Here is a 23,081-nt window from a genome sequence, read left to right on the forward strand (position 1 = left end):
TTGTCTAGCATCTAAAAATAAAAATTGACGTTTCACGTTGTTTGTTTCGTTTAGTTTTCAAAGTTCAATATCGCGTTTCAGCGACTTTTATAATATATCATAGTATATTATTTTCGTCAACAAGTTTTTTAAGATAATTTGTATCTCTCATTTGCTGACTCTGCCTATTATATAGACTTTTCTATTACTATGCAAGTATTATTATAAAAAAATAAGAGGGGGAAAATCCCCCTCTTATTCTTCAGAAGAAACCTCTTCATTAGATTCTTCTTCTTCATCTTTCTGTGCTTTTGCTACTGTCGCTACCTCTTGCTCATCCTCTAAACGAATTAGACGAACACCTTGTGTATTACGTCCCATTTGAGAGATTTGATCAACTGGCATACGAATAATAACGCCTGCGGCTGTAATTAGCATGATATCTTCTTCACCTGTTACAGACTTAACCGCTACTAACTTACCGTTTTTATCTGTAATGTTACAAGTCTTAAGACCTTTACCACCACGGCTTTGTAGTCGATACTCTTCAACTGGAGTACGCTTACCATACCCGTTTTTCGTTACAATTAAAACATTCGTATCTTCTTCAACAATTTCCATACCTACTACTTGGTCCTCTTCGCCTAATGTAATAGCTTTTACACCAGCTGCATTACGGCCCATAGAACGTACATCTTGTTCATTGAAGCGAATTAACATACCGTTGCTTGTCCCTACGATAATATCTTTATCGCCAGATGTTAAACGTACAGAAATCACTTCATCTTCTTCACGAAGCGAAATTGCAATTAAACCGTTTGTACGTATATTTGCAAATGATGAAAGTGGCGTTCTCTTAGAAATACCTTGTTTCGTTGTAAAGAATAAGAACTGGTCGTCACCAAATTCACGAATTGGAATAATGGCATTGATCCACTCACCCTTATCTACCCCTAATAGGTTAATAATTGGTAGCCCTTTTGCAGTACGACTATACTCTGGGATTTCATATCCTTTCGTACGGTATACTTTACCCTTGTTTGTAAAGAATAAAATATGATCATGAGTAGACGTTGTTAATAAGTGTTCAACAAAGTCATCATCATTCGTACCCATTCCTTGTACACCACGTCCCCCACGGTTCTGTGTTTTGTACGTAGAAGCTGGTAACCTCTTAATATAACCGTTATGAGTTAACGTAATCGCAATGTTTTGCTCAGGAATTAAATCTTCATCTTCAATAAATTCCATACCGCCAATTGTAATTTCTGTTCGTCTCTTATCATTGAAACGCTCTTTTACTTCTGTTAATTCTTCACGAATAATCTCAAGAACTTTCTCTTCATCTGCTAAAATCGCTTTTAATTCAGCAATTAATTTCATTAAGTCTTGATATTCTTGCTCGATTTTTTCACGTTCTAATCCAGTTAAGCGTTGCAGACGCATATCTAAAATCGCTTGCGCTTGTTTCTCACTTAAACCGAAACGTTCCATTAAGCCTTGCTTTGCAATATCAGCCGTTTTTGAACTACGAATTAACGTAATAACTTCATCAAGATGATCTAAAGCAATTCGTAATCCTTCTAAAATATGGGCACGTGCCTCTGCTTTTTCTAATTCATAAGCAGTACGTCTACGGATTACTACCTTCTGGTGTTCCAAATAATGATATAAGTTTTGTTTTAAGTTTAGTACTTGAGGCTCTCCATTTACAAGAGACAACATATTAATACCGAAACTTGTTTGAAGTGCTGTATGTTTATATAGATTGTTTAATAGTACGTTTGCATTAGCGTCACGACGTACTTCCATGACAATACGCATACCATTTCGGTCTGATTCATCACGTAAATCTGTAATACCTTCAATTTTCTTATCGCGAACTAATTCTGCGATTTTTTCAATTAATCGTGCCTTATTAACTTGATAAGGTAGTTCCGTTACGATAATAGATTGTTTACCATTTGATTTCTCTTCAATTTCAACTTTGGCACGAAGCATAATAGAACCTCGTCCTGTTTCATAAGCTCTACGGATGCCACTTCGCCCTAAGATTAAACCTGATGTCGGGAAGTCTGGTCCAGGAATATATTCCATTAATTCCGCGATAGTGATATCTGGATTATGGCTCAATGCCAACACACCATCAATTACTTCGCCAAGTTGATGCGGCGGAATATTTGTTGCCATACCAACTGCAATACCTGTCGTACCGTTTACTAATAAATTAGGGAAACGCGCTGGTAATACAATCGGCTCTCTTTCCGAACCATCGTAGTTATCTTGGTAATCAATTGTATTTTTTGAAATATCACGTATTAATTCCATAGAAATCTTAGACATTCTTGCCTCTGTATAACGCATTGCCGCTGCTGAATCTCCATCTACAGAACCGAAGTTACCATGCCCATCTACAAGCATATAACGTTGACTGAAATCTTGCGCCATACGTACCATTGTTTCATAAACGGCTGAATCTCCATGAGGGTGATACTTACCGATTACTTCACCGACAATACGTGCTGATTTCTTATACGCTTTATCAGCTGTAATTCCTAAATCATTCATCGCATATAAAACCCTACGATGCACAGGTTTTAATCCATCACGAACATCTGGTAATGCACGAGATACGATAACACTCATTGCGTAATCTAAAAATGAGGTACGCATTTCATGACTAATATTAATTTCTCGAATTCGTGCTTGTTGTTGATTGTCTGACATCAACGAGCACCTCCTCTTACATTTCCGTTACACATACATTGATTTATATGTAGAAGACAGGAATACTTAGATTCCTGTCATTACTCATTTAAATATCAAGGTTTTTCACGTATTTTGCATTCTCTTGGATAAAGTTACGACGCGGTTCCACTTTATCACCCATTAAAATTTCAAATGTTTCATCTGCTTCTATTGCATCTTGAAGGGAAACTTGAAGTAACGAACGTACTTCTGGATCCATTGTCGTCTCCCATAGCTGAGTTGGATTCATCTCTCCAAGACCTTTATAACGTTGAATTCCTGGTTTCGGCTGGGCTGGTAACTCAGCTAATATTTTTTCAAGTTCTTTATCATTATAAGCATATTGAATTTTTTTACCTTGTTGCACTTTAAACAAAGGTGGCTGTGCGATATATATATATCCACACTCAATTATTTGACGCATATAACGATAGAAGAACGTTAATAATAGGGTACGAATATGCGCACCATCAACATCAGCATCGGTCATAATAATAACTTTATGATAGCGTGCTTTTTCGATATCGAAGTCCCCACCAATATTTGTACCAATCGCCGTAATAATTGTACGAACTTCATCATTTGATAAAATCTTATCTAAGCGTGCCTTTTCAACATTAATAATTTTACCCTTCAGCGGTAAAATTGCTTGAAAATGACGATCGCGTCCTTGTTTTGCAGATCCACCCGCAGAGTCACCCTCTACGATATAAATTTCACTAATTGCTGGATCTTTAGAAGAACAATCTGCCAATTTCCCTGGTAAACTTGAAACTTCTAAAGCACTCTTTCGGCGAGTTAGCTCACGAGCCTTTTTAGCTGCTACACGCGCACGTGCTGCCATCGTCCCTTTATCTACAACCTTACGTGCAACATTGGGATTTTCCAGTAAGAATTTTTCAAAAGCCTCAGAGAATACTGACTCCGTAATCGTTCTCGCTTCACTATTTCCAAGTTTCGTCTTCGTTTGCCCTTCAAATTGTGGATTTGGATGTTTAATTGACACGATTGCTGTTAAACCTTCACGAACATCTTCACCAGTCAAATTACTATCCGCATCTTTTAAAATGTTATTTTTACGACCATAATCGTTAATCACACGTGTTAAGGCAGTTTTAAATCCTACCTCATGTGTACCACCTTCATACGTATGAATATTATTTGTAAATGAGTAAATATGATTTGTATATCCTTCGTTATATTGAAGCGCAACTTCAACTTGAATACCATCTTTTGAACCTTCTACATATACAGGCTCTTCATGAATTGGTTGTTTTGAACGATTTAAATGTTCAACATATGATTTAATTCCACCTTCATAGTGGAACTCTTTCTTTTGCTTATGTTCACGTTTATCTTCAATTGTTAATTTAATATTACGATTTAAAAACGCCAACTCACGCATACGAGTCGCTAGCGTATCGAATTCATATTCTGTCGTCTCTTTAAAAATTTCTGGATCCGGTTTAAAGCGAGTTATTGTTCCAGTCTTATCTGTATCACCGATGACTTTTAAATCTGCAACCGGAATACCTCTTTCGTATTTTTGGTAATGGATTTTGCCATCACGATGTACAAATACTTCTAATTCTGTTGATAAGGCATTTACAACAGATGCACCAACACCGTGCAAACCACCAGAAACTTTATAACCGCCACCGCCAAATTTACCACCAGCGTGGAGGACAGTCATAATAACCTCTACTGCAGGACGTCCCATTTTTTCTTGTATACCAACTGGAATACCACGTCCATTATCCGTTACAAGAATACTATTATCTTCTTCGATACTAACGTTAATTTCATCGCAATATCCTGCTAACGCTTCATCGATACTATTATCGACAATCTCCCATACAAGGTGGTGAAGTCCTTTCCCACTCGTAGATCCAATATACATACCCGGACGTTTCCGAACTGCCTCTAGTCCTTCAAGTACCTGTATCTGACTTTCATCATATGCATTTTCTTGCATTTGTTTTTGTTCCATTGACACAAAGATCACCTACTTTTCCATTTAAACAGGGGTTTATGCCCTATCTATTTCACAATCTACCGTGCCGTTCGTTACATGAATTGTTTTCGCATCTTTTAATGTTTCGTGTTCAATTCCGTCGACACTCGTCGTTGTAACAAATGTTTGCACCTTTCCTTGAATTGTATTTAACAGATGTGATTGACGATAATCGTCTAATTCTGATAAAACATCATCCAGTAAAAGGATTGGATATTCTTTAACCTCTGAATAAATTAATTCAATTTCAGCTAATTTTAGGGATAGTGCGGTCGTTCGTTGTTGTCCTTGCGAACCAAAGACTTGAACATTTTTACTATTAACGAAGAATTGTAAATCATCACGATGAGGACCAATTAAAGTCGTACCACGGAAAATTTCACGTTGTTTCACAGATTGAAAACTTTCATAGTATACTTCTTTTATTTTCGACAAATCCATTGATTCTGATACATCTACACTTGGTTTATAGACAATTTCTAACTCTTCTAATCCACGGCTTATACCGCGATGAATTGGAGCTGCCCATTCCTGTAGCAAATGCAAAAATTCAAAACGTTTTTGCAGTATTTTTGCACCATGCTCAATTAGTTGAAGGGTAAATACATCCAACATCGTTTCCTCATTCTTACTATTCCCTTGCATTTTTTTCAACAAGTGATTTCGTTGCGTGAGCACCTTTTGATATTGACTTAATTCATACAAATATACAGGAGCTATTTGTCCTAATTCCATATCTAAAAAGCGTCTTCTTACTTGAGGGCTTCCTTTTACAAGATTTAAATCTTCTGGGGCAAACATGACAACGTTCATCACGCCAATATATTGACTTAACTTTTGTTGTTCAAGTTGATTTAATTTTGCCTTTTTACCTTTTTTCGAAATATTTAATTCCAAAGACAAAGAACTGTTTCTTTTTTGTAATTTCCCTTTTATTTGACCAAACTCTTCATCCCAGCGGATAAGTTCGCGATCATTAGAGGTTCTATGAGATTTCGCCATCGCTAAAACATAAATAGCTTCCATCAAGTTTGTTTTCCCTTGTGCATTTTCGCCGATAATTACATTTACCTTATCTTCAAAGGAAAGCTCTAATTTTTCATAATTGCGATAGTTTTTTAATTGTATTTCTGAAATAAACAAAGGGCTCCCCCTTTATGCCTGAACTTGGAAAGTTCCGCTTCCTGGAATTTCAATAACATCATTCGCATATAGTTTGCGACCTCTTCTATTTTCAAGTTCGTTGTTCACGTACACTTCATATTCTTGTAAAAACCATTTTACAGCGCCACCTGTATCAATTACATCAGCTAACTTTAAAAATTGTCCTAGTGTAATATACTCTGTTGAAATTTTAATATGTTTCATAAAATCGCTCACTTTCTGAAAGTGTTCATTCTTTCATTGTACTAAATAAACTAACATTAGGAAAGTAATACCCAAAAATCAAATAAGGGCCACTAGCATCTTTAAACTAGCAACCCTTATTCCTTACCTAGTAAGTACGAACTGGTAAAATTAATTGAATAATTGAATCATCATTTACTGTACGAATTAAGAACGGTCTCATCGCCCCAGTAAAACTAACTTTAATCTCTGTACTATCCAAGGCTTTCAATGCATCCATCATATATTTTGCACTAAAAGATATTTTTAACTCTTCTCCATCCACTTTTTCACATTGTACTTCTTCGACAACTTTTCCGATTTCTGGTGAATTCGAAGAAATCTCTAGCATTTCTTGCTCTAAAGTTGATAATTTGACAACGTTATTGCGGCCATCTCTCGCTAATAGTGAAGCACGATCAATTGCTTGTAGGAATTCTTTTGTATTCACAAAAATATCCGTTTTACTCTCTGCTGGAATTAAACGTGTTGTATCTGGATAATTTCCTTCTAACAATCTTGAGAAGAATAATAAATGTTTTGTACGGAATAATACTTGATACTCCGTAATAACGATATCCACCATTTCTTCAGACTCATCTAGAATCTTACTTAATTCATTTAAGCTCTTACCTGGGATAACAACATTAGCTTGAAATTCATCTGCAATATTATGTCCTTCGATTTTCGCTTTTCGAAGTGCTAGTCTATGACTATCTGTTGCAATACAAGTTAACTCGCTGTTATATACCTTCCAGTTTACACCTGTCAAGATTGGTCTTGTTTCAGAAGTAGAAACTGCAAATACAGTTTGTCTGATCATATGCTTAAGTAAATCTGTTGGTATCTTAAATACATGATGTTCTTCAATCTGTGGTAATAACGGATATTCTGCAGAATCTAAACCATTTAAGTTAAATTCTGATTTTCCAGATTTTATTTTTGTCATAAAATGATTTTCCACAGAAATTTCGACAGTATCTTTAGGTAGTTTTTTTACAATCTCACTAAAATATTTTGCTTGTAAAACAATGCTTCCTGATTGAGCTATTTCTACGATTTCTTTTCCATTTTCTTCGACTGGAATAAACGATTCAATAGAAATATCAGCATCGCTTCCTGTTAATGTAACCCCTTCTTCAGTAGCTACAACTTTAATTCCCGTAAGGATAGGGATTGTTGTACGAGAAGAAACTGCCTTCATTACATCTTGTACACCTCTTACAAGATAGTCTTTTTGTATTGTAAAACGCATAAAGAAAAACCTCCGGTAAGTATAAGATTTTATTTAATTAATAAAGATAAAAAATAGTAGTAATAGTAATAGGGCCTGTGGATATGTGGATAACCCCTTTGAAGGATGTAAAAACAGTCTATCTACATGTGGATAGACTGTGCGTAAAACAAGGTAAGTTATTCACACTATTCAGCTACTACTTTAAAATACCATTAATTTCTTCAACTTGCTTTTGTAATTGCGTATCGGTTTTTAGTAGTTTAGAAATTTTTTCATGGGCATGGATAACTGTTGTATGATCACGTCCACCAAATTCTTCACCTATTTTTGGTAAAGAGGAATCCGTAAGTTCGCGTGATAAATACATTGCAATTTGGCGAGGAAACGCAACTGATTTTGTGCGTTTTTTCGCTTTAAAATCTTCTAATTTTACTTGATAAACGTCTCCGACAGCTTTTTGAATATCATAAATAGAGATAATTTTCGGCTTAGAATTTGGAATAATATCTTTAAGTGCTTCAGCTGCTAAATCAGCATTAATATCTTTATTAATTAAAGATGAATAAGCTACAACTCGGATAAGTGCACCTTCTAATTCACGAATATTTGAATCAATTTGATTTGCGATATAAAGCATAACTTCATTTGGTATATCAAGCCCTTCAGCTTTTGCCTTTTTGCGTAAAATTGCAATTCTTGTCTCTAAATCTGGCGGCGTAATATCTGTAATAAGTCCCCATTCAAAGCGAGAACGAAGACGATCTTCTAAAGTTGGAATTTCTTTTGGTGGTCGATCACTAGAAATTACAATTTGTTTACTTTCTTCGTGTAATGCATTAAATGTATGGAAAAACTCTTCTTGAGTTTGTTCTTTTCCAGCAAGAAATTGAATATCATCTATCAATAAAACATCTACGTTGCGATATTTATTACGAAAATCAACAGCTTTATTATCACGAATAGAGTTTATAAATTCATTCGTGAATTTTTCTGATGATAAATATACAACTTTTGCATTTGGATTATGTTCAATTACATAATGACCAATTGCGTGCATTAAATGCGTCTTTCCAAGCCCAACTCCCCCGTAAATAAAGAGTGGATTATACGCTTTAGCTGGCGCCTCGGCTACAGCTAATGAAGCTGCATGGGCAAAACGGTTACCAGAGCCGATAACAAATGTATCAAATGTATATTTTGGATTTAACATGCTCTGTGGTAAATGAGCTGAATCATCTTGTGCTGGATTCCGCTTAACTGGAGGAAGATCAATGTCCTCTTCCGATTGACTTTGGGGAATAATAAAGCGAATTGCTAATTTTGCCCCTGTTAAATCGTATAGTGTTTCCGAAATTAGTTCTGAGTAATGAGATTCTAGCCAGTCACGAGCAAATTCATTTGGAGCTGTAATCGTTAATACGTCTTTCTTCAAGTTATGAGCCGTTGTTGATTTTAACCATGTTTCATAACTAGGCTTGCTTACCTTTTTTTCTAATTCTTTTAAGGCACTATTCCATAAATCAGAGATATTTTCCAAAGGTGTCCCTCCTTTACTAAGATGGTAAAAGAATAAGGTTGCGCAACAAATGTACAACCTAATAAATATAAAATGTATATTTATACGAAACGTATTTTAAAACCTAAAAACGTCGTTTGTATATGAGATAGGGTTTTCGACAAAAAAAGCAAATGTGGACAACTATTTACCCACATGTGATTAAAACTGTCCACATGTTATACACAAATTGTGGATAAGATAAAGGTGTGGAAAACTTATTCAAAGTGAAAACACAACTATAATATCAAAAAAAAGTGGCTATAGCAATGAATTTAAGAAAGTTATCCACAAAATCAATACCTTGTGGAATAAACTTGTCCACAACACGATATACTGTGTAAAAGTGGGAAAAAAGTTTGTGGATATAAAAAACGTGAAAAAACATTTATCCACAAGGGAATATAGATGCTGTGAAAAAGTATGTGAATAGGTTCAAAATGAATATTTGATGAAAATTTCTAGAACCATTGACATTTTCCTAGTTAATTAACTATAATTTATAGGACTGTCTTTAACAGATATTCCTCAGGGAGGTGTCATATAATGAAAAGAACTTACCAACCAAATAAACGTAAGCGCAGCAAAGTACATGGTTTCCGCAGCCGTATGAGCACAGCGAACGGACGTAAAGTGCTAGCAGCTCGTCGTCGTAAAGGAAGAAAAGTATTATCTGCGTAGACCACTGATCGTTCAGTGGTCTTTTTTTCTAATAATAGTGAATTTCCGCTGATGAAATACAGGAGTGTCAATTGATATGAAGAAAAAACATCGTATAAAGAAGAATGATGAATTCCAGGCGGTTTTTCAAAAAGGAAAATCAAATGCGAATCGTCAGTTTGTTGTATACCAATTAGATAAAGAAGAACAGCCAAACTTTCGCATCGGCCTTTCTGTTAGCAAAAAAATAGGAAATGCAGTAGTTCGTAATCGAATTAAGCGCATGGTCCGTCAGGCTATTACAGAGTTAAAAGATGAGATAGATTCTGGAAAAGATTTTGTTATAATAGCAAGGAAGCCTTGTGCAGAGATGACATATGAAGAAGTAAAGAAAAGCTTAATTCATGTCTTTAAACGCTCTGGTATGAAAAGAATAAAAAAGTAGCGTAAGGAAATGAATTACACTATATACATACCGATACAAGGAGGAGTAGGCTTTGAAAAAGAAATTAGGTTTACTAGCCATGGTCGTTGCATTAATGGCGATTGCCACCGGTTGTAGTGAAACGGGTCAGCCGATTACATCGAAAAGTACTGGGATTTGGAATGAATATTTCGTATATCCACTTTCTCAGTTAATCACGTATTTTGCCGACTTATTTAACAGTAATTACGGTTTAGCAATTGTTATTACAACTCTTATCATTCGTTTTGCATTATTACCATTAATGATTAAACAAACGAAGAGTACAAAGGCAATGCAAGCGTTACAACCAGAAATGGTGAAGTTAAAAGAGAAATATAGTTCTAAAGATCAAGCAACGCAGCAAAAACTACAACAAGAAATGATGCAGTTATATCAAAAGAATGGTGTAAATCCATTGGCAGGATGTTTACCGATATTTGTTCAGATGCCTATTTTATTCGCGTTTTATCATGCGATTATGAGAACAACAGCAATTAGTGAACATACATTTTTATGGTTTGATTTAGGACAGGCAGATCCGTTCTATATCTTACCAGTTGTTGCGGCAATTACGACATTTATTCAGCAAAAGCTTGCAATGGCAGGAACAGCTGGTCAAAATCCGCAAATGGCAATGATGCTTTGGCTTATGCCGATTATGATTTTAATCTTTGCAATTAACTTCCCAGCTGCATTATCACTTTACTGGGTTGTTGGTAATATCTTTGGTATTGCTCAAATGTACTTTATCAAAGGGCCAGAGATTAAGGCTAACAAAGCTGGAGGCTCAAGCAAGTGAGTATAATTACTGCTAAAGGACAAACAGTCGAGCTGGCAGTAGAGGATGCTTTAAGGCAATTAAACACATCAAAAGATCGAGTAGATATAAATATTGTCGATGAGGGTAAAAGAGGGTTCTTAGGTTTATTTGGGAATCGTCCTGCAGTAGTAGAAGTTGTATTGAAGAAAGATCCAATTCAGGAATGTGAAGAATATTTAAGAAATGTTATTCACAATATGGGTGTGGAAGTTGAAATTAGTAAAATTGTAAAAGGACGCGAGATTGAATTTACAATTTCTGGTGATGATGTAGGAGTTTTAATTGGAAAAAGAGGTAATACATTGAACTCTTTACAGTATTTAACAAAACTTGTCGCAAATCGTAACACGAAGCAGTATATCGGTATTACACTAGATGCTGAAAATTATCGTAGTAAAAGAAAAAGTACGTTAGAATCACTTTCTTATCGATTAGCGAAACAAGTATCTAATACGAAAAAAAGAGTTATTTTAGAACCGATGCCATCTTTTGAACGAAAAATTATTCATCAGGCATTATCAAATCATCAAGGTATCAAAACAACTTCTGAAGGAAATGAACCACATCGGCATGTTGTAATATCTCCTAAATGACCGGTTGCTCAAATGAGTGCCGGTTTTTTTGAGCGAAAAATAGATGTGGATAACTAAAAAACACTAAACTTATCCACTGTGAATAAGTTTAGTGTTTTTTACATGGGGATATAATAAAATGAGTTATTCTTCTTTTGTAGATAGGTTCGTTATGGTATCCTAATAATTTAGTGAAAGAAATAATCATGTTGAAATAGAGATAAATAAGCAAGTGAGGTGAAAGGACATGGAATTTGATACAATTGCTGCGATTTCCACAGCGCTTGGAGAGGGTGCAATTGCCATTGTTCGAGTAAGTGGGGATGATGCGGTTGAGAAAGTTGACCGTATTTTTAAAGGGAAGGATTTAACAGAGGTTTCTTCTCATACTATTCATTATGGTCATATCGTTGATTTAGATACAAATCAAGTTATTGAAGAAGTTATGGTGTCTATTATGCGCGCACCGAGGACTTTTACACGTGAAAATATAGTGGAAATTAACTGTCATGGCGGACTTGTTTCAGTAAATAAAGTATTGCAACTTATTCTAGCGCAAGGAGTACGATTGGCAGAACCGGGCGAATTTACAAAACGTGCTTTTTTAAATGGACGTATCGATTTATCACAAGCAGAAGCTGTTATGGATTTGATTCGAGCAAAAACAGATCGTGCGATGAATGTAGCAATTAATCAAATGGAAGGGCGATTATCTAAATTAATTGGTCGCTTACGTCAAGAAATATTAGAAACATTAGCTCATGTTGAGGTAAATATAGATTATCCAGAATACGATGATGTAGAAGAGATGACACATAATATTTTAATTGAGAAAGCAACGCATGTTCGTTCGGAAATCGAAAAAATATTAGAAACATCAAAACAAGGGAAAATCTTACGTGAAGGTATTGCTACAGCAATTATCGGTAGGCCTAATGTTGGGAAATCATCGTTATTAAATAGCCTTGTTCAGGAGAAAAAAGCAATTGTAACTGATATTGCAGGAACAACTCGTGATGTTATTGAAGAGTACGTTAATGTGCGTGGCGTACCTCTTAAACTTATAGATACAGCCGGTATTCGTGAGACAGAAGATGTTGTTGAACGAATTGGTGTGGAGCGTTCAAAAGAAATGATGAGCCAAGCAGATTTAGTATTAGTTGTTGTCAACTATAGCGAGGCTTTAACAAATGAGGATGAAGATCTATTCCATGCGGTACAAGGAAAAGACTTTATTGTTATTGTGAATAAGACTGATTTACCGCAAGCGATTGATATGGAACGTGTTACAGAGTTAGCCGAGGGAAATCGTGTTATTACAACATCCTTAATTGAGGAACAAGGAATAGATGAACTCGAAAAGGCAATAGCTGATTTATTCTTTGAAGGAACAATCGATTCTACAGATATGACATATGTTTCTAATGCGAGACATATTGGATTATTAACACAAGCGGGACAAACAATCGGTGATGCAATTGAGGCAATAGAAAATGGTGTACCAATTGATATGGTGCAAATTGATTTAACAAGAACGTGGGAAATACTTGGTGAAATTACTGGTGACACAGTCCATGAAAGCCTAATTGACCAGTTGTTCTCTCAATTTTGTTTAGGAAAATAATATAGTGATGTTTTAGAAAGATAGAGATTATTAGGAGGAATAAACAATGGGATACAATGCCGGTTCATACGATGTCATAGTAATCGGTGCAGGTCATGCAGGATGTGAAGCTGGTCTTGCGGCAGCACGAATGGGCTCAAAAACATTAATGTTAACAATTAACTTAGATATGGTAGCATTCATGCCATGTAACCCTTCTGTTGGTGGACCAGCAAAAGGGATTGTTGTTCGTGAAATTGATGCATTAGGCGGAGAAATGGGACGTAATATTGATAAAACTCATATTCAAATGCGTATGCTAAATACAGGTAAGGGTCCAGCTGTACGTGCACTTCGAGCGCAAGCTGATAAATTCTCTTACCAACATGAATTGAAGAAAACAATTGAAGAAACACCAAACTTAACGTTGTTCCAAGGAATGGTAGAGCGTTTAATCGTTGAAGAAGGTATATGTAAAGGGGTAGTTACACAAGCTGGTGCAGAATATACAGCGAAAACCGTTGTAATTACGACTGGAACATTTTTACGTGGCGAGATTATCATGGGCGATTTAAAATATTCAAGCGGTCCAAATAATCAACAACCGTCTATTACATTATCTGAGCATTTAGAGGAGCTCGGATTTGATCTTGTTAGATTTAAAACAGGGACACCTCCGCGTGTAAACAGTAATACAATTGACTACAGTAAAACAGAAATTCAACCAGGTGATGATAAGCCGCGTTCGTTCTCTTTTGAAACAACGAAATTTATTATGGATCAAATTCCATGTTGGTTGACATATACAAGTACAGAAACACACCGTTTAATAGATGAAAATTTACATCGTTCAGCTATGTATTCTGGTATGATTAAAGGAACAGGCCCTAGGTACTGTCCTTCTATTGAAGACAAAGTAGTAAGATTTAATGACAAACCACGTCATCAAATTTTCTTAGAGCCAGAAGGGCGTAATACACAAGAAGTATATGTACAAGGTTTATCCACAAGCCTACCAGAAGATGTACAACGTGACATGCTTAGAACAATTCCAGGCCTAGAAAATGTTGAAATGATGCGCACAGGTTATGCGATTGAATATGATGCAATTGTGCCAACACAATTATGGCCAACACTTGAAACGAAAAAGATTAAAAATTTATATACAGCAGGACAAATTAATGGAACTTCTGGTTACGAAGAGGCGGCAGGACAAGGGCTTATGGCTGGGATTAATGCAGCATGCCGTTCTTTAGGTAAAAAAGAAGTTGTTTTAGGCCGCGAGGATGCTTATATTGGTGTCTTAATTGATGATCTTGTAACGAAAGGTACAAATGAACCATATCGTTTATTAACGTCTCGTGCAGAATACCGTCTATTATTACGCCACGATAATGCTGATCTTCGTTTAACTGAAGTTGGTCGTGAAATTGGATTAATTAAAGAAGAGCGATATGAGCGATTTACAAATAAAAAATTACAAATTGAACAGGAAAAGGAACGTTTAAGCAGCATTATTATTAAACCACGTCCTGAAGTTCAAGAATTAATTCGCAATATTGGCGGAAGTGAATTGAAAGATGGAATACGTGCAAGTGACTTATTACGTCGTCCAGAGATGACATATGAGCATATTCATCTTTTAGTACCAAGTGAAGTAGAATTAAGTGATGAAGTTACAGAACAAGTTGAAATTCAGATTAAGTACGAAGGATATATTGAAAAATCTTTACAGCAAGTAGAGCGAATGAAGAAAATGGAGAGTAAAAAAATCCCTGTAGATATTGATTATGACGCGATTTCTAGCCTTGCTTCAGAAGCTAGACAGAAATTGAAAGATGTTCGTCCACTTTCAATGGGGCAGGCTTCACGTATTTCTGGCGTAAATCCAGCGGATATTTCCATTTTACTTGTGTATATAGAACAAGGAAAAATTGCGCGCGTATCGAACCAATAACATAGTAAGGAGATATTGCTAGATGAACATAGAACAATTTCAATCTATGCTAGAAGAGAAGGGAATCACCCTCTCTTCTAGACAATTAGAGCAGTTCAAAATCTACTTTGAAACATTAGTAGAGTGGAATGAAAAAATGAACTTAACGGCTATTACAGAAAAAGAAGAAGTATACTTAAAACACTTTTTTGATTCCATTACAGCTGCTTTTTATTATGATTTTTCAAAACCATTCTCAATTTGTGATGTTGGTGCAGGGGCTGGATTCCCAAGTATTCCTTTAAAAATCTGTTTCCCGCACTTAAAAGTAACAATTGTAGATTCATTGCAAAAACGTATTAATTTCTTAAATCACTTAGCACAAAAGTTAGAATTAAGTGATGTTGCATTTTGTCATGATCGTGCTGAAACATTTGGGAAAAAAGAAGGTGTACGTGAATCATACGATATTGTAATGGCACGTGCAGTTGCGCGTCTTTCTGTATTAAGTGAGCTATGTTTACCACTTGTAAAAGTTGGAGGAACATTCATTGCAATGAAAGGTGCAGCAGCAAACGAAGAAATCGAAAATGGCAAGTATGCTTTAGAGGTTCTAGGCGGAGAGTTAAAAGAGATGTCTACGTTCCAATTACCGTTTGAAGAGAGTGAACGTAATATTTTATTAATCGAGAAAAAGCGCAAGACACCAAAGAAATATCCACGCAAACCGGGAACACCCAATAAATTACCTATTGAAAAATAAATCTTATTAGACGTAAGATTAAATTATATAAATGAAAACGTAAATGTTTCATAGGAAACATTTTATGGAGAATAGTCAATAGGCCTAAAAGGTGGTGGAATATGTATGAAAAATACGTTTTCTCGTTTATTTGGCTTTGGAGATAAAGAGAGCGAATTCGAATTACAAGACGAAAGCCATGAAGAGATAGATAAAAAGGTATATGAGGAAATACAAGAAATTCCGATAGTAAATATTACCCCTAACCGTTATCAACCAAGAACAGTTTTTGATGATGCGCGTATTGATGAGCTAGCATTAACGATTCGTACACATGGACTTATTCAGCCGATTGTTGTAAGGCAATATGAGGACGATAAGTATGAGATTATTGCTGGAGAAAGACGTTTTCGCGCGGCAACAAAGTTAGGTTGGGAAAAGGTTCCTGCAATTATAAAGAACTTAAATGATACAGAGACAGCTTCTGTAGCTTTAATTGAAAACTTGCAACGTGAGGAACTAACGGCAATCGAGGAAGCTGTGGCATATCAAAAGCTGATTGAGTTACATAATTTAACACAAGAAGCATTGGCACAACGACTTGGAAAAGGACAATCTACAATCGCAAATAAGTTGCGATTGTTAAAGTTGCCTGAAGAAATAAAAAGTGCATTATTAGAAAAAAGCATTACAGAACGTCATGCCCGCGCTCTCATTCCTTTAAAAAATGAGGAATTACAACTGAAGGTTTTACAGGAAATTGTGGAGAAACAACTGAATGTAAAGCAAACAGAAGAACGAATTGCGAAGTTACTAGAGGAAGCAAAACCGAAGCGTAAGGCAAAGCAAAAAGCAGTAAGTCGAGATACGAGGATTGCTATGAATACAATTAGACAATCTTTACAAATGGTTACTGAAAGTGGTTTAAATGTTAATTCTGAGGAAGAAGAATTTGATGAGTACTATCAAATTACAATTAAAATTCCAAAGAAAAAATAATAATGACGTGTTAGAGACCTTATCCTATTGGAGAGGTCTCTTTTACTATATTTTCTTGTTAAATGAAGAAGGAGTTTAGAAATAAATTTTGAAGTTTAATAAAGGACGTAAAAGAAAAAGTTTTATTTCATGTTACAATAAACGTAATTGTTACTAGAATAAGATAGAAAGGTTGAAAGTAGGTGACATCATGGGAAAAATCATTGCTATTGCTAATCAAAAAGGCGGTGTTGGAAAAACCACAACATCTGTTAATTTAGGGGCTGGATTGGCGCAAGTAGGTAAAAAAGTCCTTCTTGTAGATATTGATGCTCAAGGAAATGCAACGACTGGTGTGGGAATTGAAAAATCTGAATTAGATCAATGTATTTACAACGTTCTTGTGGAAGATGCAGATGTTCAAGGGGTTATACAGAAAACCGCAACTGAAAACTTAGATGTTCTACCCGCTACAATTCAATTGGCTGGTGCTGAAATTGAATTGGTACCGACTATTTCCCGGGAAGTACGTTTGCAAAGAGCATTACAGCCAGTTCGTGATGAATATGATTATATTATTATCGACTGTCCCCCGTCTTTAGGGTTATTAACGATTAATGCATTAACAGCAGCAGATTCTGTTATTATTCCTGTACAGTGTGAATATTATGCACTAGAAGGATTAAGTCAGCTATTAAATACAGTTCGACTTGTACAAAAACATTTAAATAAAAATTTAGCAATTCAAGGCGTATTGTTAACAATGTTGGATGCTCGTACAAATTTAGGGATCCAAGTTATAGATGAAGTGAAAAAGTATTTTAGGGATAAAGTATATCGCTCGATTATTCCGCGTAATGTACGCTTGAGCGAGGCTCCAAGTCATGGGAAACCTATTATGCAGTATGACGCTAAATCAAGAGGAGCAGAAGTATATATAGATTTAGCAGAGGAAGTGATTGCAGGTGGCTAAAGGATTAGGAAGAGGAATTAATGTGTTTTTTCCTGATTTAGATGTGAAAGAAGAGGAAAAAATTCAGGAGATTATTGTAACTGAATTAAGGCCAAATCCATATCAACCGCGTAAACACTTTAATAAAGAGGCTATTCAGGAATTAGCAATTTCGATTAAGGAACACGGTATTCTACAACCATTAATTGCTAGAAAGAGTATTAAAGGATATGAAATCGTTGCAGGTGAAAGACGATTTCGTGCTGCAAAAGAGGCTGGTTTAGAAAAGGTACCTGCGGTTGTAAGACAATTAACTGAACAGCAAATGATGGAATTTGCTTTGTTAGAAAACTTACAACGAGAAGATTTAAATCCTATGGAAGAGGCAATGGCATACCAGATGTTAATGAATGAGCTAAATGTAACGCAAGAACAATTAGCGAAACGTCTTGGCAAAAGCAGACCTTACATTGCAAATTATACTCGGTTATTAAGCCTCCCTTCGTTCGTCCAAGATATGATTGCAAATGGTCAACTTTCAATGGCTCATGGGAGAACTTTACTTACGATAAAAGACGAAGAACAATTGAAGTCCTTATTGAAACGCATTGAAAAAGAAGGATTAAATGTTCGTCAATTAGAGAAAATCGTCCAAGAGATTAATCAACACGTTTCACGTGAAACAAAAAAAGTGAAAAAAGAGCGAAATATATTTTTCGTAGAACGTGAAACGTTCTTAAGAGAAAAGTTTGGCACAGATGTGAAAATTAAAGAGACGAAAAAAGAAAAAGGTAAAATCGAAATTGAATTTTTTAATAAAGAAGATTTAAATCGTATTTTAGAACTATTAGCACAGAAAAATTAAAAAGCAAACCATCTTATTATTTATAGATGGTTTGCTTTTTTTAATGCGGATAATTTTTGATCCGTCTCTTTTATACTTTGTGCGATTACATCAGCCATTTTCATGACTAAACTTAATCTTGTATTTTGAAGAACGAAAAACTCCATAAACCCATTTAGATTGACGATACCGTGTATATGCAGATCACCAACTGCAGGTAATTTCTTATTCATAGCAGCACCAGGTTTACTAGGTCCCTTTCCAGTAGTGATTGACCCAATATTTTGGGACTTTCCTAAACATGCATCAACAGCAATTATAAATGCAGTAGGATGTTCTTTCTGTATATTCTGAATTTTTTCTTCTAAATTTAGTGCATGTACTGGCTCATCGAGTGTACCGAATATTTGGAGGTTTTTTATGTCTATTTGTTCAAGTTTTGTACCAACTAACGGGCCGAGTGCGTCACCTGTAGAACGATCTGTTCCGATACAAACGAGAATGAGTGGTATATTAGTTTTAATAGGAATATGGGTAAGTAAGAAATTACTGATTATCTCAGAGGCTTCTAGATCTTGGTGCATAACGTTTTGAGTTTCTTTCTCAAAAAATGGTAAGCGAAAACTTCCAATGTTCATGAAGCACCCATCCTTTTAATAAATTTTCAATATATGTTATATGGTGAGAAAAATGGAAAGCTATAAGTGCGTAATTTTTGCAAAATGTGAATGAAAACGGAAATAATAGTACTAGTATATATATATTCGTTCCATTTTATACCTGAATGGCGGGGATAAAATAGGATTAAAATCATAAAATTTTTTCAGCAATTAGAGGACTTCTGATACAATAATAAGGATAACTAAAAAGAAATTTTAGCTAGAGAGGTAGAGGTACATGGATTTATTAACGAAGTGGTTTAATTCTACGAAACAGTATTTATTAGATGCTGATCGTTGGGCTCATATTGGAGTTGCGACATTAAAAATATGTATTATTTTAATAATTGGTGCAGTTGTTGTGCGAATTGCAAGAGCGGTTGTACGAAATGCGTTTCGTATGGGGAGCCGTTCTCCAATTCAAATTTCAGAACGTCGTACAGTTACAGTGGCGAAATTACTTGAAAATATTGTAGCGTATGTTGTTATGTTCATTATGCTAATTGCGATTTTAGGTGTGTTTGATATTAATGCATCAGGTTTATTAGCGGGTGCTGGGGTAATTGGTTTAGCAGTCGGATTTGGTGCTCAAAGTTTAGTGAAAGATGTTATTACAGGTTTATTTATTTTGCTAGAAGATCAGTTTTCAGTTGGCGATTATGTTAAAATCGGTCAATTTGAAGGAGTCGTTTTAGAAATTGGACTTCGTACAACGAAAGTAAAGAGTTGGACAGGTGAAATTCATACTTTACCAAATGGAAGTATTATTCAAGTTACTAACTACTCAGTTAGTAATAGTGTAGCGTTTGTTGATGTATCTATTTCATATGAGGCTGATATTGCGAAAGCAGAACAGGTTATTGAAGATTTATTAGTAGAGTTACCTTCAAAGTATGAAAAAATGGTAACAACACCTCAATTATTAGGTGTGCAAACGTTAGCTGCATCAGAAGTTATATTACGCGTTATCGCTGAAGTAGAGCCGATGCAACATGCAGTTATTGCAAGGGCACTTCGTAAAGAGATTAAAAATCGTCTTGATTTACATGGAATTGAAATTCCATATCCACGTATGGTTTTATACAATCGTGAAGAATTGGTTAGTGGAAAAGCAATTTAGTATGGAGAGGAGTTTGAAGAGTGGAGCAAAAGGAATATAACTTGTACGATGTTGTGGAAATGAAGAAAGCACATCCATGTGGCGAGAATCGTTGGAAAATTATTCGTATGGGAATGGATATCCGTATTAAGTGCGAGGGATGTGACCATTCAGTAATGATTACTCGAAGAGAGTTTGATCGTAAGGTGAAAAAAATACTTGTGAAGCACGAAGAATAGAGGGAGAGTAACAGTTACAGTAGGTAACTGTTACTTTTTTTCGTTTGGCGGAAACTTGTCATTTTTTTCGTTACTATCTATAATGATGAAAGATTGAGACATAGGAGTGAAAAATATGGGATTAACGGCTGGGATTGTTGGATTACCTAACGTAGGTAAGTCCACTTTATTTAATGCAATTACACAAGCAGGAGCAGAATCTGCAAACTATCCATTCTGTACAATTGATCCAAACGTAGGGATTGTAGAAGTACCAGATGAGCGTTTAAATAAATTAACGGAATTAGTAGAACCGAAAAAGACTGTTCCGACTGTATTTGAGTTTACTGATATTGCAGGTATCGTAAAAGGTGCTAGTAAAGGTGAAGGTTTAGGAAATAAATTCTTATCTCACATTCGTCAAGTAGATGCAATTTGCCAAGTTGTTCGTTGTTTTGAAGACGAAAATATTACGCACGTTTCAGGGAAAGTAGATCCAATTGATGATATCGAAACAATCAACTTAGAGCTAATTTTAGCGGACTTAGAGTCTGTTGATAAGCGTATCGAGCGTGTTGCGAAATTAGCAAGACAAAAAGATAAAGAAGCTGTATATGAGCATGAAATTTTAGTTCGTTTAAAAGAGGCTTTTGAAGAGGGGAAACCGGCTCGTACTGTTGAATTTACAGAAGAGCAGATGAAGATTGTTAAAGGCCTTCATTTACTTACAACAAAAGAAATGTTATACGTAGCGAACGTAAGTGAAGACGATGTTATCGATCCTTCGGAAAATAAATACGTACAAATGGTAAAAGAATTTGCAGAAAATGAAAATTCTCAAGTAATCGTTGTATGTGCAAAAATCGAATCAGAAATCGCTGAATTAGACGAGGAAGAGAAAAAAGTATTCCTTGAAGAACTAGGTATTGAAGAGTCTGGTTTAGATCAATTAATTCGTGCAGCATATGACCTATTAGGACTTGCTACTTACTTTACAGCTGGCGTTCAAGAAGTACGTGCTTGGACATTTAAACAAGGTATGAAGGCACCACAATGTGCTGGTGTTATTCATACAGACTTTGAGCGTGGATTTATTCGTGCAGAAACAGTTTCTTACGATGACTTAATGACAAACGGTTCTATGACAGCTGCAAAAGAAGCTGGAAAAGTACGTTTAGAAGGAAAAGAGTATATCGTAAAAGACGGAGATGTTATGCACTTCCGTTTTAACGTTTAATCTAATATTTCCTAGGAAAAATAAAGATATGAGCTTGGCGAATATATTATATGTTTGCCAAGTTTTTTATGTATTGGTGAGTTGATTCATATAACTTACTATGATATAATCTAAACTCGTGAGTAATTACTATAAATTAATTGCTCCTTGCCCATTATGGGCCGTTTAGACCAAAAGGAGGTGAAAGTGTAATGAGAAAGTACGAAATTATGTACATCATTCGTCCTGGCGTTGAAGAAGAAGCTCAAAAAGCTTTAGTTGAACGTTTTGCAGGTGTTTTAACAAACAATGGTGCAGAAATCATTAACACGAAAGAGTGGGGTAAGCGTCGTTTAGCTTACGAAATCAACGACTTACGTGAAGGTTTCTACATGATCTTAAACGTGAACTCTAACGCAGAAGCGATTAACGAATTCGACCGTTTAGCTAAGATCAACGAAGACATCCTTCGTCATATCGTTGTTAAAGAAGAAGAAAAATAATTGATATATAAGGGAGAGTGGTTCGATTGATGAATCGTGTTATCCTCGTTGGTCGTTTAACTAAGGACCCTGACTTACGTTACACGCCCAATGGTGTTGCAGTAGCTACTTTTACGTTAGCTGTGAATCGCGCATTTGCGAATCAACAAGGTGAGCGTGAAGCTGACTTTATTAATTGTGTAATATGGCGTAAACAAGCAGAAAACGTAGCAAATTATTTGAAAAAAGGAAGCTTAGCAGGCGTAGATGGACGTCTTCAAACTCGTAATTACGATGGACAAGACGGTAAACGTGTATATGTAACAGAAGTTCTTGCGGAAAGCGTACAATTTTTAGAGCCGCGTAATGGCGGTGGGGAGCAACGTGGTTCATTCAATCAGCAACCATCAGGAGCTGGTTTCGGTAACCAAGGCTCTAACCCATTTGGTCAATCTAGTAATTCAGGTAACCAAGGTAATCAAGGTAACTCTGGATTTACGAAGAATGACGATCCATTTTCAAATGTAGGTCAACCGATCGACATTTCCGACGACGATTTACCGTTCTAATACAGTAAATTTGTTAGTTTTAACAAAGAATGGAGGGAAATAGACATGGCAGGACGCAAAGGTGGACGTGCGAAACGTCGTAAGGTGTGTTTCTTCACAGCTAACGGCATCACTCGCATTGACTATAAAGATGTTGATTTATTAAAACGTTTCGTTTCTGAGCGTGGTAAAATTTTACCTCGTCGTGTAACAGGGACAAGCGCAAAATACCAACGCAAACTTACAGTTGCAATTAAACGTGCTCGTCAAATGGCACTTTTACCATATGTTGGTGAATAATAGCGTATGAAATGCACAGTAGAGTCGGACTCTACTGTGCATTTTGCTATGCTTTTCTTTTTTGAAA

At 35.7% G+C, this 23,081-nt stretch carries 23 protein-coding genes; 16 read left to right on the top strand and 7 right to left on the bottom strand.

The window, feature by feature from the left end; all coding sequences use genetic code 11:
• Positions 1-234: 234 nt before the first annotated feature.
• The 6 genes from gyrA to dnaA all read right to left on the bottom strand — a co-directional run bounded on the left by gyrA (position 235) and on the right by dnaA (position 8,901).
• Complete coding sequence (gene gyrA, locus IBT51_RS26370; RefSeq protein WP_001282866.1) at positions 235-2,706, bottom strand: DNA gyrase subunit A; 2,472 nt, start codon at positions 2,704-2,706, stop codon at positions 235-237.
• A gap of 88 nt (positions 2,707-2,794) precedes the next feature.
• Entirely contained in the window at positions 2,795-4,717 is a 1,923-nt protein-coding gene (gene gyrB, locus IBT51_RS26375) for a DNA topoisomerase (ATP-hydrolyzing) subunit B (RefSeq protein ID WP_000435980.1), read from the bottom strand.
• Between the two features lie 39 nt (positions 4,718-4,756).
• Positions 4,757-5,884 (bottom strand): DNA replication/repair protein RecF, encoded by a 1,128-nt coding sequence (recF, locus tag IBT51_RS26380; protein WP_000470755.1) that lies wholly within the window; start codon positions 5,882-5,884, stop codon positions 4,757-4,759.
• 12 nt (positions 5,885-5,896) lie between these two features.
• Positions 5,897-6,109: a S4 domain-containing protein YaaA gene (gene yaaA / locus IBT51_RS26385; protein WP_000680510.1), complete on the bottom strand. Its 213-nt coding sequence runs from the start codon at positions 6,107-6,109 to the stop codon at positions 5,897-5,899.
• A gap of 127 nt (positions 6,110-6,236) precedes the next feature.
• On the bottom strand, positions 6,237-7,382 hold the full coding sequence (gene dnaN / locus IBT51_RS26390) for a DNA polymerase III subunit beta (protein WP_001212886.1): 1,146 nt from the start codon (positions 7,380-7,382) through the stop codon (positions 6,237-6,239).
• A gap of 178 nt (positions 7,383-7,560) precedes the next feature.
• The gene (gene dnaA, locus IBT51_RS26395; protein WP_000428028.1) at positions 7,561-8,901 is read right to left on the bottom strand and encodes a chromosomal replication initiator protein DnaA; all 1,341 of its coding nucleotides are present in this window, start codon (positions 8,899-8,901) and stop codon (positions 7,561-7,563) included.
• Positions 8,902-9,465: 564 nt separating this feature from the next.
• Between dnaA and rpmH the strand changes: the two genes are divergently transcribed.
• The 10 genes from rpmH to spo0J all read left to right on the top strand — a co-directional run bounded on the left by rpmH (position 9,466) and on the right by spo0J (position 18,513).
• Positions 9,466-9,600 (top strand): 50S ribosomal protein L34, encoded by a 135-nt coding sequence (gene rpmH, locus IBT51_RS26400; protein WP_000831901.1) that lies wholly within the window; start codon positions 9,466-9,468, stop codon positions 9,598-9,600.
• A gap of 76 nt (positions 9,601-9,676) precedes the next feature.
• A complete protein-coding gene (gene rnpA, locus IBT51_RS26405; protein WP_000726621.1) occupies positions 9,677-10,024 on the top strand; it encodes a ribonuclease P protein component in 348 nt (115 codons plus the stop codon).
• Between the two features lie 52 nt (positions 10,025-10,076).
• Positions 10,077-10,844, top strand: coding sequence for a YidC family membrane integrase SpoIIIJ (gene spoIIIJ / locus IBT51_RS26410; protein ID WP_000727740.1), 768 nt, complete (start codon positions 10,077-10,079; stop codon positions 10,842-10,844).
• Positions 10,841-11,458, top strand: a complete 618-nt coding sequence (jag, locus tag IBT51_RS26415) for an RNA-binding cell elongation regulator Jag/EloR (RefSeq protein WP_000022795.1) — start codon at positions 10,841-10,843, stop codon at positions 11,456-11,458. The genes spoIIIJ and jag overlap by 4 nt, the downstream gene beginning before the upstream one ends.
• Before the next feature lie 226 nt (positions 11,459-11,684).
• Positions 11,685-13,061: a tRNA uridine-5-carboxymethylaminomethyl(34) synthesis GTPase MnmE gene (mnmE, locus tag IBT51_RS26420; RefSeq protein WP_000393762.1), complete on the top strand. Its 1,377-nt coding sequence runs from the start codon at positions 11,685-11,687 to the stop codon at positions 13,059-13,061.
• Between the two features lie 46 nt (positions 13,062-13,107).
• Positions 13,108-14,997: a tRNA uridine-5-carboxymethylaminomethyl(34) synthesis enzyme MnmG gene (gene mnmG / locus IBT51_RS26425; RefSeq protein WP_000541052.1), complete on the top strand. Its 1,890-nt coding sequence runs from the start codon at positions 13,108-13,110 to the stop codon at positions 14,995-14,997.
• A 22-nt stretch (positions 14,998-15,019) separates the two neighbouring features.
• Positions 15,020-15,739 carry a 16S rRNA (guanine(527)-N(7))-methyltransferase RsmG gene (gene rsmG / locus IBT51_RS26430; protein WP_001019628.1) on the top strand — a complete coding sequence of 240 codons (720 nt, stop codon included), beginning with the start codon at positions 15,020-15,022 and terminating at the stop codon, positions 15,737-15,739.
• Between the two features lie 105 nt (positions 15,740-15,844).
• A complete protein-coding gene (gene noc, locus IBT51_RS26435; RefSeq protein ID WP_000799016.1) occupies positions 15,845-16,717 on the top strand; it encodes a nucleoid occlusion protein in 873 nt (290 codons plus the stop codon).
• A gap of 190 nt (positions 16,718-16,907) precedes the next feature.
• Positions 16,908-17,669 (top strand): sporulation initiation inhibitor protein Soj, encoded by a 762-nt coding sequence (gene soj / locus IBT51_RS26440; RefSeq protein ID WP_000516114.1) that lies wholly within the window; start codon positions 16,908-16,910, stop codon positions 17,667-17,669.
• Positions 17,662-18,513, top strand: a complete 852-nt coding sequence (spo0J, locus tag IBT51_RS26445; protein WP_088022557.1) for a stage 0 sporulation protein Spo0J — start codon at positions 17,662-17,664, stop codon at positions 18,511-18,513. The genes soj and spo0J overlap by 8 nt, the downstream gene beginning before the upstream one ends.
• A 20-nt stretch (positions 18,514-18,533) precedes the next feature.
• Here spo0J and yyaC read toward each other — a convergent pair whose 3' ends face one another.
• Complete coding sequence (gene yyaC, locus IBT51_RS26450) at positions 18,534-19,130, bottom strand: spore protease YyaC (RefSeq protein WP_053563259.1); 597 nt, start codon at positions 19,128-19,130, stop codon at positions 18,534-18,536.
• Between the two features lie 259 nt (positions 19,131-19,389).
• On the opposite strand from yyaC, the gene IBT51_RS26455 reads away from it, so the two are divergent.
• The 6 genes from IBT51_RS26455 (at position 19,390) to rpsR (ending at position 23,014) form a co-directional block, all read left to right on the top strand.
• Positions 19,390-20,271 (top strand): mechanosensitive ion channel family protein, encoded by an 882-nt coding sequence (locus tag IBT51_RS26455; RefSeq protein ID WP_000365111.1) that lies wholly within the window; start codon positions 19,390-19,392, stop codon positions 20,269-20,271.
• Between the two features lie 20 nt (positions 20,272-20,291).
• Entirely contained in the window at positions 20,292-20,489 is a 198-nt protein-coding gene (locus IBT51_RS26460; RefSeq protein ID WP_000435486.1) for a DUF951 domain-containing protein, read from the top strand.
• A 115-nt stretch (positions 20,490-20,604) separates the two neighbouring features.
• A complete protein-coding gene (gene ychF, locus IBT51_RS26465) occupies positions 20,605-21,705 on the top strand; it encodes a redox-regulated ATPase YchF (protein ID WP_000524670.1) in 1,101 nt (366 codons plus the stop codon).
• A gap of 191 nt (positions 21,706-21,896) precedes the next feature.
• Positions 21,897-22,187, top strand: a complete 291-nt coding sequence (gene rpsF, locus IBT51_RS26470) for a 30S ribosomal protein S6 (RefSeq protein WP_001233781.1) — start codon at positions 21,897-21,899, stop codon at positions 22,185-22,187.
• 26 nt (positions 22,188-22,213) lie between these two features.
• The gene (ssb, locus tag IBT51_RS26475) at positions 22,214-22,735 is read left to right on the top strand and encodes a single-stranded DNA-binding protein (protein ID WP_002094213.1); all 522 of its coding nucleotides are present in this window, start codon (positions 22,214-22,216) and stop codon (positions 22,733-22,735) included.
• 45 nt (positions 22,736-22,780) lie between these two features.
• Positions 22,781-23,014 (top strand): 30S ribosomal protein S18, encoded by a 234-nt coding sequence (gene rpsR / locus IBT51_RS26480; RefSeq protein WP_000918873.1) that lies wholly within the window; start codon positions 22,781-22,783, stop codon positions 23,012-23,014.
• Positions 23,015-23,081: the final 67 nt, after the last annotated feature.

The sequence above is a fragment of the Bacillus sp. S71 genome, from assembly GCF_016625265.1.
GTDB classification, from domain to species: Bacteria; Bacillota; Bacilli; order Bacillales; family Bacillaceae_G; genus Bacillus_A; species Bacillus_A cereus.